Annotated in this window: 9 protein-coding genes; 8 read left to right on the forward strand and 1 reads right to left on the reverse strand. The window is 57.1% G+C overall.

Annotated elements, in window-relative coordinates; translation table 11 throughout:
- Positions 1 to 33 precede the first annotated feature (33 nt).
- From P8935_RS01450 to P8935_RS01470, 5 genes are all read left to right on the forward strand, one after another.
- Positions 34 to 891 carry a PfkB family carbohydrate kinase gene (locus P8935_RS01450; protein WP_348263234.1) on the forward strand — a complete coding sequence of 286 codons (858 nt, stop codon included), beginning with the start codon at positions 34 to 36 and terminating at the stop codon, positions 889 to 891.
- Positions 888 to 1,670, forward strand: coding sequence for an ATP-binding cassette domain-containing protein (locus tag P8935_RS01455; RefSeq protein ID WP_348263235.1), 783 nt, complete (start codon positions 888 to 890; stop codon positions 1,668 to 1,670). Before P8935_RS01450 ends, P8935_RS01455 begins: the two co-directional genes overlap by 4 nt.
- A complete protein-coding gene (locus P8935_RS01460; RefSeq protein ID WP_348263236.1) occupies positions 1,667 to 2,317 on the forward strand; it encodes an ABC transporter permease in 651 nt (216 codons plus the stop codon). The genes P8935_RS01455 and P8935_RS01460 overlap by 4 nt, the downstream gene beginning before the upstream one ends.
- Complete coding sequence (locus tag P8935_RS01465) at positions 2,314 to 3,198, forward strand: glycine betaine ABC transporter substrate-binding protein (RefSeq protein ID WP_348263237.1); 885 nt, start codon at positions 2,314 to 2,316, stop codon at positions 3,196 to 3,198. The genes P8935_RS01460 and P8935_RS01465 overlap by 4 nt, the downstream gene beginning before the upstream one ends.
- A gap of 110 nt (positions 3,199 to 3,308) precedes the next feature.
- Entirely contained in the window at positions 3,309 to 4,220 is a 912-nt protein-coding gene (locus P8935_RS01470; protein WP_348263238.1) for a DUF5996 family protein, read from the forward strand.
- Positions 4,221 to 4,233: 13 nt separating this feature from the next.
- Here the strand turns inward: P8935_RS01470 and P8935_RS01475 are convergent, their stop codons facing one another.
- Positions 4,234 to 7,737, reverse strand: a complete 3,504-nt coding sequence (locus tag P8935_RS01475) for a discoidin domain-containing protein (protein WP_348263239.1) — start codon at positions 7,735 to 7,737, stop codon at positions 4,234 to 4,236.
- Between the two features lie 352 nt (positions 7,738 to 8,089).
- Between P8935_RS01475 and P8935_RS01480 the strand changes: the two genes are divergently transcribed.
- From P8935_RS01480 to P8935_RS01490, 3 genes are read left to right on the forward strand one after another with little or no spacing between them, the layout of a single operon-like run.
- Positions 8,090 to 8,593: a 2Fe-2S iron-sulfur cluster-binding protein gene (locus tag P8935_RS01480; RefSeq protein ID WP_348263240.1), complete on the forward strand. Its 504-nt coding sequence runs from the start codon at positions 8,090 to 8,092 to the stop codon at positions 8,591 to 8,593.
- Positions 8,590 to 9,576 (forward strand): xanthine dehydrogenase family protein subunit M, encoded by a 987-nt coding sequence (locus P8935_RS01485; protein WP_348263241.1) that lies wholly within the window; start codon positions 8,590 to 8,592, stop codon positions 9,574 to 9,576. Before P8935_RS01480 ends, P8935_RS01485 begins: the two co-directional genes overlap by 4 nt.
- Positions 9,573 to 11,891, forward strand: a complete 2,319-nt coding sequence (locus P8935_RS01490) for a xanthine dehydrogenase family protein molybdopterin-binding subunit (protein WP_348263242.1) — start codon at positions 9,573 to 9,575, stop codon at positions 11,889 to 11,891. The genes P8935_RS01485 and P8935_RS01490 overlap by 4 nt, the downstream gene beginning before the upstream one ends.
- Positions 11,892 to 12,065: the final 174 nt, after the last annotated feature.

The following is a 12,065-nucleotide window of genomic DNA, read 5'->3' on the forward strand; positions in this document are numbered from 1 at the left end:
ATATGAGCGATTGGAAACTTGAGAGGCCTGATTATGACCGCCGGACTTTTTGTGGGGTTGTCAACGATCGACCTCATCCAGACGATCGATGAGTTTCCCTCGGCTAATACAAAAGCGGTGGCGCGCAGTCAGGAAATCCTTGTTGGCGGCCCGGCAACGAACGCTGCCATCGCTTTCAGTCATCTTGGTGGAAGCGCCACGCTACTCGCGCCCGTCGGTCGGCACAGTCTCGCCCATCTTATAAAAGAAGAACTTCAGTCTCTCGAGATTGGTCTCATTGATCTCGCGCCAGAATGCGATCTGCCGCCTCCCATTTCTTCCGTATGGGTTAATCAGCGAGGCGATCGCAGTGTTGTTTCATTAAACGCCACGCGTTATAAGCCGCAGGCTCCGCAAGTTGATCGATCGCTGCTTCGCCAGGCGAGCATTGTGCTGGTCGATGGCCATGCAACGGAAGCATGCCGGGCGTGGGCCGGGACTGCTCGGACTGATCAGATTCCCGTCGTTTTCGATGGTGGAAGCTGGAAGCCTGGTACCGAGGGACTGCTTAGGTTCGTCGATACCGCGATCTGCTCTTCCGATTTTCGGCCTCCCGATTGCTCCAGCGAGGATGAAGTAATCGAGTATCTGCGCGCAGCCGGTGTGTCTCAAATCGCAATTACGAAGGGCGCAGATCCTATTCGATATTTTGCAGACGTTGCATCAGGCTTCATTGAGGTACCGAGAGTGGATGTCGTCGACACTTCGGGGGCAGGAGACATCTTCCACGGAGCATTCTGCTTCTTCACGGCTACTGGCTCAAGCTTTGTAGATTCACTGCGCGATGCCGCTCGAATCGCAACTGAGTCCTGCAGATCACGTGGCACCCGGCAATGGATGGTTGCGCGATGAGCGCGGCACTCGAATTTCGAGGTATCTCCGTCGAGATCGGCGAAGGCCGGCGCCTGCTCGACGACGTTTCGCTCGTCCTCGAAGAGGGAACCGTCACCGCTATCCTTGGACGCAGCGGCTCAGGAAAGACAACGCTGCTGCGCACTGCGAATCGAATGATTCAACCTATCCGTGGCCATATTTTTTTCGCGAATTCCAACGTTGAAGACATCGCTCTTGTGGACCTGCGCCGGAAAACAGGTTACGTCATTCAAGAAACCGGTCTCTTTCCGCATTTCAATGTAGAGCGCAACGTCGGCATCGTTCTTGAAGCTGAAGGACGGTCTCTGGAATCGCGCGTCCTTCGCAGCAACGAACTACTTCAACTCGTTGGGCTCGATCCCGCAACCTTCTCGCAGCGCTTTCCCCATCAGCTCTCTGGCGGCCAGCGGCAGCGAGTTGGCCTGGCACGTGCACTGGCGGCACAGCCGAGAATTCTGCTGATGGATGAGCCATTTGGCGCGCTTGACCCGCTGACGCGCGCCGAGATGCAGGATATGCTTAGGGACCTTTTGAGAAGGCTGAAGACCACTGTATTGCTCGTAACGCATGATCTGGACGAAGCGCTCTACCTCGCGGATCGCATCGTCTTGCTCGGTGAGGGCAAAGTGGTTGCAAATCTTCCGCGTGATCAATTCCTCAAGTCTGAACAGCCTGAGATCATTGCCTATGCCCGGGCGTTTCATCGCGGAGACTTGAATGGCTCGCCACGCCCGATTGCAAAGGATGGATCCGTATGACCACTTCGTTCTTTGCGCAATACGACGACCAGATCGTCACGCTCACCATCGAACATCTGTGGCTGACGGCGGCCGCCATGCTGTCTGCAACTGCGCTGGCCGTTCCCACAGGCATCTGGCTTACGCGGTCGCCGCGCTGGGCGAAACCTGTAATCGGCCTGACAAACATTCTGCAGACTATTCCGTCGCTTGCGATGTTTGGATTTCTGTTGCCGCTGCCATGGCTCGGCGAGCGTGCTGCGCGCATCGCGATTGTGGCTCTCACTGCCTACGCGCTTCTTCCCATTTTGCGCAATACATATGCCGGAATTCGGGGCATCGATCCGACTCTCATCGAAGTTGCGCGTGCCATCGGCCTGACGGATACACAACGCTTGCTCAAGATTGAACTGCCGCTGGCTGCTTCTTTTATCTTTGCAGGGCTACGTACAGCCACGGTAACTTGCATCGGCATTGCGACCATCGCAGCTGCAGTGGGAGCGGGCGGGCTGGGTGAGCTGATTTTTCGTGGAGTCGCGTCGGTGGACAATCGCCTCGTTCTCGCCGGAGCCGTTCCTGCAGCCTTGCTCGCACTCGCCGCCGATGGAGCGCTGGGGCTGCTGGAGCGCCGCTTCAAGATTCGCGACGCTCAGGGCTCAACCCGATGAGACGTCGTGCCTTTATCGCATGCCTGTTGTCGCTCTGCTTTTCTCTGGTGAGCTGTTCGCCACCTCGACCCGACCACCCAGTCATAGGCGCCAAAAACTTTACGGAGCAGGTCATTCTCGGAGAGTTGCTGGCGCAGGAAATTGAGGCGAGGTCCAATCTCAAAGTCGAGCGCCGTTTCTATCTCGCCGGCAGCTACATCTGTAACCAAGCACTGGTTGCGGGACGCATCGATGCATACGTTGAATACACTGGCACCGCGCTCACAGCAATTCTGAAGCAGCCTGTCGATCGCAATCCGCAGTCCGTTCTCGATACTGTTCGCCGTTTGTACGCGTCGCGCTACGCCATCAGGGTCGCCGACCCTCTTGGATTTGAGAATACTTTTGCAATGGTGATTCGCAACGATGATGCGCGTCGGCTGCACATCTCAAGTCTCAGTCAGGCCGCGCCCTTCGCGCCGCAATGGCGTCTTGGTGTGGGATATGAGTTTGAACAGCGGCCCGATGGGCTGCCTGGACTGAGCGCTGCCTACAATCTGCATTTCGATGGATCACCACGGACCATGGACCTCGGGTTGCTTTATCGAGCGCTGAACGCACACCAGGTCGATATGATCGCTGCCAACTCAACCGACGGCCCTATTCAGGCCTTCGCACTGGTCGCTCTCCAGGACGACCGTCACTACTTCCCTCCTTACGATGCCGTCCCTCTGGTGCGAGAGGACGCTCTTCGGCGCTGGCCGCAGATCGCGATTGCGCTTAAGGCACTTGCAAACAAGATCAGCGCGGAGGACATGCGGGCAATGAATGAAGCTGTTGACGGCCAGCACCGCGACCCCGCCGAAGTGGTGCGCGAGTATCGTATGAGGAAAGGCCTCTAAGAACATCCTTAACATTTCCCGCACGAGTCTTCGCGGGAATACCGCCGAGGGAGCATAATCTTTTTCACGGTATTGGCTTCCCTTTGCCGACCGTTTGAGGTCCGGAGACAGTGAATATAACCGATCGCCCGGAATGCTGGCCCGCGCTACCGCTCGATTCGTGGCGGGACACCTGCGCAACGCTGCACATGTGGACACAGATTGTGGGCAAGATCCGCATGCGCCTGACACCGCTCGTGAATCACTGGTGGAACGTTCCCCTGTACGTCACTGCGCGGGGTTTGACTACATCGTGCATTCCCTACGAAGACAGATCGTTTGAAATGCGATTCGATTTCATTCGCCATCGGCTGGTTCTTGAAACGAGTGACGATGTTGTCAAGACGCTTCCACTGGAGCCTCGCAGCGTTGCCGACTTTTACAGGGAGTGTTTTGCGATGCTCGAATCGGCTGGAATCAAAGTCAAGATCTGGCCGATGCCGGTGGAGATTCCGAATCCCATCCGGTTCGATCAGGATCACGAACATTCTTCCTACGACCCAGAGGCAGTGGGCAGATTCTGGCGAATCCTGCTTTCGGTAGACGCCGTCTTCCAGCAATTCCGGGCGAGATTTGTCGGCAAATGCAGTCCGGTGCATTTCTTCTGGGGAAGTTTTGATCTTGCCGTCACGCGATTTTCGGGGCGTAAGGCTCCACCACGAGAAGGAGCGGACTCGATCACCCGTGAAGCCTATTCGCATGAAGTCAGCAGCGTAGGATTCTGGCCCGGTGCAGGCATCACAGGGCCAGCCTTCTATTCCTACATGGCGCCAACGCCAGAGGGATTCCGCGACGCGAAGGTCCTTCCGGAAGCCGCTCATTTTGACACAGGCATGGGCGAATTCCTCGTCATGTACGACGACATCCGCGCAGCTGCGTCTCCGAGCGATGCCCTGCTCGACTTCTGCCAGAGCACGTATGAGGCAGGAGCGAAGGCTGCAAAATGGGACCGCGACAGCCTGGAAAGGAGTAACCCCGTCTGATTCATTTGGCAGATCAGTGCTGCTTCAAATCTGCGAGGTTGTAGGCGTCCAGTCTCACCCCTGGCCTCTCGCCTCGTGTGTCCGCATCTTCGAGTGATATGGATATTGTTCGCTTCTCGCCCGGCATGAGCGCGATGTAGTTGTCGGTGTAGAGTGCCGGTAATATCAGATCGCCTGTTTTGCTGCGCACGGCTTTCACGCGCACCATCAGTGCAGGCACCTTCGATGCATTGTGCAGTTCCACTGTGATCTGCCACTGTGCGCCGCTTTGCTTGATCTTCGTCTTGATTTCGACCTTTGCAGCGGACAGGTCACATATCCCCTGGTAGTCGCCTTCCGTTTGTCCGTGCAGATAAAAATTGGACGAAACGATCTCATCACGGCGAGACAGCGTCAAGCGAATGAAGTGTGTACGCGCCAGCCCGCCAGGAAATTCCAATTTCATCGGAGATTCAGTCGTGTCTTCGTGACTGTCTAATGTAACCTTCTTTTCCCATTTCACCGATCCATCAAGATCGATCACCTGTGCATGTGCCGACAAGCCGGTCTGATCCCCGGCGTTGTAGTTCACAACTTCTACCGCATCCGTTGCTGCATTCCACTGGATGTGCAACGGCTCTGCAGCCTTCTTGGCGCCGTAGTAGCCCGCATCGGTGTCGAAAAAATAGTCATACGTCTGCCACAAGAGCGAGGGCCACGCGGGATGACTCATCCATATCAGCAGGCCGAGTCGATTCTTGCTCTGTCCTTCGAACATCCCGCGATACGCATCGTAATCGACAAACTGCGCGAAACTCACCCACTTATCAATATTCGTTGCTCCGCCATATTGCTTATCTACCGCAGTGGTAAATGGATTCTGCTCATGGTAATCGTGGAGAGGCCACTGATAGCCCTGCGGCCACATCGCCGATTCAGGCATCGTCCGCCGCAGATCATCCATCTCCACCACGTTGGGTGAACCCATCTCGCTGTGCAGCTTTGTCGGCGCATTTTCGAAGTAATAGCGCAGAGGTTCTACGCGATAAGGCCCATGTCCGCTGACGGGTCCATCCGCCGAACTGGAAATGTAATGCGATCCCGGCGCGAGCGTAGCCACCAGATTGCGCAGTCCGTCGTCGATCGGTTGCGGCGGAAAGCCCTCGTTGCGTCCGCAAAAGATTCCCAGAGACGCATGATTGCGAATGCGCAGCAGGTAGTCTTTTGCATTCACCAGAAACAGATCGTTGTCATCTGGATCAGGCCCGTCCCAGGGATTAGCGAGCCAGAAATCCTGCCAAACCACAACACCGTTGCGATCAGCCGCGTCATAGAATGCTTCATCGCCGGTCTGCCCAACCCAATTGCGAATCATGTTGAAGTGCTCGTCGCGGTGGTAGCGCATCGCCGTTTCGTACTCGCGCGCGCGATAACGCAGCATCGATTCTGGAAATCCCCAGTTGCCTCCACGAGCGATAAGTCTACGGCCATTGATCCATATCTTCAGCACGCCGCCGTCTTCGGAATAGGTGAACTGCCGCACACCAGCTTGAAATGAAGTCTGATCGGAAACCTCGCCGCCCTCAACAAAGCTGATCGAAACCGGGTAGAGGTTGGGATCGCCATAGCCAACGGGCCACCATAACTTCGGATTCGCGAGTCGCAGCGCCGCTTGAGTCGCAGGCGATAGCTCCACCAACTTCGTAGATTGTGCTTCAACGGTTACCGGTATCTCCACCTTGACATCGCCGAAGCTTGCTCGCAGGGTTCCGCTTACGTTCGTCGCATCGAGATTACGCAGCGTTGCTTGAATCGTGACATCCGCGTGTGTTGTATCGGGCAGAGGCAGTGTCGTCGTTACCAGCGGATCTTCAATCGTCACTGGCCCGCTTGTAGTCAGCGACACGGTACCCCAGATACCTGTGTCGCGACCACGAACAGTCGAGATCCAGTCCCACCCTACCGAGGCATGATACGTAGGATTATCGCGGCCCAGCGCGCCGCCATTCATCGTCGGACCAGCCTTGTCTTTTGTGCTGCCCGGATTGGCCACTCGAATTATGCGAACTGCAAGGGCATTCAGCGCGCCATGAAGAACAAAGGGTGTCACGTCGAATCGCCCACGCATGAAGCCGCCGTCGACTCGTCCTACGCGATGACCGTTCAGATAGATGTCGGCTTTCCAGTTGATGCCGTCGAAGTTCAACCATGTGTGCTCGCCGGGACGCTGCTCGGCCGGCACATTGAACTCGTCGCGATACCAGAAGTCGGCGCAGAAGAATGAATCGGAGATTGCGTACTGGTTGTCACCGAAGTCCGGATTGGGTATTGCGCCATCATTCAGATAGCTGGTCAACACCGTTCCGGGAACAGTGGCGATCATCCAGCTCTTATCAGCGAAACCTGGGGTCGAAAGTTGCTCGCCGGCAGCCGATACGAGCGATGCCCGTTGTACGCGCCAATTCCCTCCTGCGAGCGGCAGCGTGCCATCGTTCTGCGCGGGAGACGGCGCATGCGGCATCACTACCAATCCGCCGCGTCCAAAGACTTCAAGTTCACTGAGGATGTAACGATCTCCGGGCTTTTCCGGCTTCGTCATCGCTACGCGCACGTAGCGCGCATGAGTTGGCTGTGCCAGATGAATATCATCACTCGCGTTGGCTCCCGCGGTGAGCGGTTGTAATGTATTCCATTGCTTTGCATCATTCGACACCTGGATCGAACCCTCTGCGGCGCGCTGAATCCACGTGAGCGCGACGCGATCGAAAGTGCATACTGCGCCGAGATCAACATAGACCCATTCCTCGGCGGACCGCGCGCTCATCCATGCACTCGAGAACACATCCGGCCCGGCCACACGAATGGGCTGCCCCTTGTCAAAGAGCGCAAGTTCGGCGACTCCCCACGTATGCACATTCGCCGCCGAAAGCTGCACACGATACGAATGAAACCTAGATGGCGCCGGGAAGGCAATCGTTTGGAGAAAGCTCGGACCGGCTCCACGCATGTCAGGCCATTCTGTACCGGTGGCGTCGCTGACCTCCTTCCAATTCGCGCCGTCATCAGAACCCAACACCCTGAAGGTCCAGCCTCCGGTAGGTGCGTGGTCGTAGATTTTGCGCAGATACAGATCGATTCGATCTATCTCCGGTGCGTCACCGCCGCCCTTCAGGTCAAACTCAACCCACGGCGATTCGCCCGACACATTCACAGAAGAAACAACGTTGCCATCCAGCAGGAGTTCCCGATTGTTCTTCGGCAATATGCCCGCATCACTGGTCGATGTCTCGATCCACCGCGGCACGGAAGTTTCCTTGATGCCATCTGTAATCAGTTGCGCCGTCAAGTTGTAGTCGTAGGCGCTCGACTGGTACGCCGGTCGATGGAGTGCGAGGTTGCGATACGTGTGCGTGTCCGCCGCCAATGTCGGTCCGGTGTATTCCTTCGGATCGCCGGGATACACTCCAATACCGCGCGTATAAGTCTGGGCCTGGACAGCAAGACTGACACATGCAAGAACAAAACAGAACAGTTTCAAGAATGGCTCCGGATATGAACGACTTGCGCCAACGCCTCTCATCAATGCGAGGCGAGATCGTCTCTGCGCAAGGGAATTCTGGATTCGATGGAACGAGCAAGTTTACGCGTAGGCTTGACTCGGCGCAAACCATGTGCAGATAGTGAGAACAGGCGAAGTCGGATCGACTCAATTATCCCGCGAACCTCTGCATGCGATCAGGCATCCCTTAAGAGAAGGGAGCCATCTCTTGTTCTCGTAGCTATCTCATTCAGGTGCAGTGCAATTGCGGGCGCGTAATCTCCAATCTCCGCCCGACCCGAATACACTGCAATGACGAAAGTTCAATCGCACCCAAGACCTGGGAGAACCCATGCAATTCCTCATTAACGGCAAATCGATCGAGGCCGATTTTGATGTGCGAACCTCGCTGCTCGACCTGCTTCGCGATCACCTCGGCTTACCCGGATCCAAAAAGGGATGCAACCAGGGAGCGTGCGGCGCCTGCACGGTGCTGGTGGATGGTGAGCGCATTCTTTCCTGCCTCGCTCTCGCGGTGCAATATCAAGGGCGCTCGATCACCACGATCGAAGGATTGGCCGACAGCGGGCTGCACCCTCTGCAGCAATCTTTCATTGAGCACGACGGATTCCAATGCGGGTATTGCACTCCGGGGCAGATCTGCTCTGCAGTTGCCATGATCGAGGAGATCAAGCGCGGACTGCCAAGTCACGTGACCGCTGATTTGTCGGCGGATGCAATTGCGCTGAGCCACGACGAATTGCGCGAGCGCATGAGCGGCAATCTATGCCGTTGCGGGGCTTACAACGGCATCGTCGACGCAATCACCGAGGTTTATGCGGAGACTACAGAATGAACACTTTTACTTATGCACGCCCGGGCGATGCAGCGGAAGCGCACCGTTTGGGGTCCGCAATCGAGGCGAAGTATCTCGGTGGCGGTACGAATCTCGTTGATTTGATGCGCGAGGCGCTGGAGCGGCCCGCCGCGCTGGTTGACGTGACCGGCCTTTCCACCACGATCGAAGAACGCGAGGGAGGCGGATTGTTGATTGGAGCCGGGGTCCGCAATACTGCGGTCGCTGAGCATCACGCCGTTCGGACTCGCTATCCCGTTCTAGCACGCGCGATTCTCGCCGGAGCCTCAGCACAGATTCGTAACATGGCAACGGTGGGAGGCAACGTGCTGCAACGAACGCGATGCACCTACTTCTATGACGACGATGGAGCACGGTGCAACAAACGCACGCCGGGGCAAGGCTGCGACGCGATTGAGGGCTTCAATCGGACTCATGCGATTCTTGGCGCTTCGTCTGCCTGTGTCGCGACGCACTCCTCAGACATGTGCGTCGCCTTGGCGGCGCTCGGAGCTATCGTTCATCTTCGCGGGACGAATGGCGAGCGGACCTTACCGATTACCGATTTTCACCTTCTGCCGGAAGGGCATCCCGAAACTGAAACAGCACTACAGCCCGGTGAACTGATCACTGCGATCGAACTGCTGCCGGTGTCGTTTGCCGTCCGGTCAACCTATCGCAAGGTTCGTGACCGTTCGAGCTATGCCTTTGCGCTGGTCTCTGTCGCCGCGGCGCTGGAGTTAAACGATGGGAAGGTAAAGGATGTGCGACTGGCACTCGGCGGCGTTGCTCACAAGCCCTGGCGCGCATTCAAGGCAGAGGCAGCGCTCAAGGGCCAACCCGTAACGGAAACTGCATTTCGCGCGGCAGCGGAAGCGGAGTTGTCCGCGGCAGTGCCGCTGCGCGATAACGCGTTCAAGATCGAACTCGCCAAACGCACCATAACAGCGGTTCTGATGGAACTTGCCACGGAGAAGGCATGAGCGCAATCAAGAATGCGGTACAGGCGGTGATGAAGAAGGCGGTGGAAGTGGCGCCCGACAGCTGGCTTCCGGGCGGCAAGCCTGATCCGCTCATTCAGCATAAGCATGGGTTGATCGGCGCACCGGTATCGCGCGTGGACGGCCAGCTGAAAGTTACCGGGACGGCTCCGTTCGCGGCTGAATTTGCGGTGGAGGGCATGGTCTATGCCGCGCTGGTTTACAGCACAATCCCGAAAGGCCGAATCAAGATGCTGGATACGGCTGCAGCTGAAGCAGCCCCGGGCGTCGTGCTGGTGATGACGCACAAGAATGCGCCGAAGATGAAGCCGACACCGCTCTTCAATACGAGTCCCAAGGCGGCTGGGCCTACCAGTCTGCCAATCCTGCAGGATGATTCGATTCACTGGAATGGCGAAGCGATTGCGGTAGTTCTGGCGGAGACGCAGGAAGAAGCGGATTACGCAAAGTCACTCATTCGCGTGAGCTATGAGGCCGAGCACGGCATGGTGTCGTTTGATCAGGCGAAGATGCATGCCCGCTTGCCGGAGAGTGTTCTGGGCGAGCCCGCAAAGATAGAAAGTGGGGATGCCGAAAAGGCGCTTGCTGCCGCTCGATACAAAGTTGACGTCAGCTACATGACGCCGCGCTACAACCACAACGCGATTGAATTGCACGCGGCAACTCTCTTCTGGGATGAGGATGGCGACCTCTTCATTCATGACGCCAATCAGGCCGTAGTGCAGTCGGCATGGACGATTGCCCAGGTATTCGGGATCAAAGAGGAGAACGTGCATATCACGTCGCCGTACGTCGGCGGCGGATTTGGCGGCAAGACACTTTGGCATCACCATGTTCTCGGAGCTGCAGCGGCGAAGGTCTCAGGGCGTCCGGTTCGAATCGTGCTTTCGCGCGAAGGCGTCTACCGCACCGTGGGCGGGCGTACGACTACCGAGCAGCGCGTTGCCATCGGCGCCAACGCAGAGGGGAAGTTCGAAGCTCTCATTCACACCGGAACCGCCGCGATGACAGCCCACAACGATTGTCCAGAACAGTTCACCTTTCCGGCGCGACACCTCTATTCCGCCGCAAACTTCAAAATGGTGCAGCAGGTCGCGGACATGGATATGCTGGCGAACACGTTCATGCGCGCGCCGGGCGAGTCGATCGGCACGTTTGCGCTGGAATGCACCGTTGATGAGCTTGCCGAGCAAATGGGAATCGATCCGATTGAGCTGCGAATTCGCAACGAGCCAGAAAAGGACCCAACATCGGGCAAGCCATTTTCATCGCGACATATCGTGGAAGCATATCGCGCAGGCGCGGAGCGCTTCGGCTGGGATAAACGGAATTCCAAACCGAGTTCGCATCGCGAAGGCGAATGGCTGGTGGGCATGGGCTGTGCGACAGCGACCTATCCTTACTACCGCATGCCCGGCGGTGCGGCTCGCATCACCCTCACCAAGGATGGTGCCGCTACGATCGAAGTTGCGGCTCATGAAATGGGAATGGGAACAGCTACCGCGCAAGCCCAGGTTGCGGCGGAACGGCTCGGTCTTCCCATGGAATGCGTGCGCGTGAAATACGGAGATTCCTCGCTGGCTGGACAGTTCCTTGCGGGTGGCTCGTCGCAGACCGCTTCGATTGGAGCATCCGTCATCACGGCACAGCGCGAATTGGTAGCTCAACTGCTGAAGCTGGCCGGCAAAGACTCTCCGCTGCACGGATTGAGCGCGGACAAAGTCGGCGGCTTGAATAGAGGACTTTGCAAGCTCGATGAGCCTGCGCGTTGCGAGAGCTATGCGGCCATTCTGCGCCGTGCAAATCGCGACGAAATCACTGCGGAGGCAAGTGCGTCTCCGCCGCTTGAAATGATGCACTGGTCGATGCATTCATTCGGAGCCATGTTTGCGGAAGTTCTCGTGAATGCGATCACGGGTGAAACTCGCGTCAGCCGCTTTCTGGGTTCATTTGACTGCGGGCGCATCCTCAATGCGAAGACTGCCAGCAGTCAGTTTCGAGGCGGCATCATTATGGGTATCGGGATGGCGCTGATGGAAGAGACGCAGTTCGACGAGCGCAACGGACGCATCGCTAATCCCAGCCTCGCCGAATACCATGTGCCCGTGCACATGGACGTTCCACCTATCGACATCATCTGGACCGACATACCTGATCCGCACACTCCCATGGGAGCGCGGGGAATAGGCGAAATTGGCATCACGGGAACCGGCGCGGCAATCGCGAATGCCGTCTATAACGCGTGCGGCAAGCGGGTTCGCGAGCTGCCAATCACACTGGACAAAATACTGACTTAGCGAATCGAGGAGACTACAAATCTTGCGCTATTTTGACGGCGATCTGATGCTGTCGTTTGACTGGGAGAGTTTCAAAGGAGGGGGATATAGAGGTGCAAACAGCAAAAACGGATCTCGCGATCCGTTTTGAGTTTCATCTTCAAATGACTTGGTGCCGAAGAAGGGATTTAAACC

This window comes from Telmatobacter sp. DSM 110680 (assembly GCF_039994875.1).
In the GTDB taxonomy this organism is placed as follows: Bacteria; Acidobacteriota; Terriglobia; order Terriglobales; family Acidobacteriaceae; genus Telmatobacter.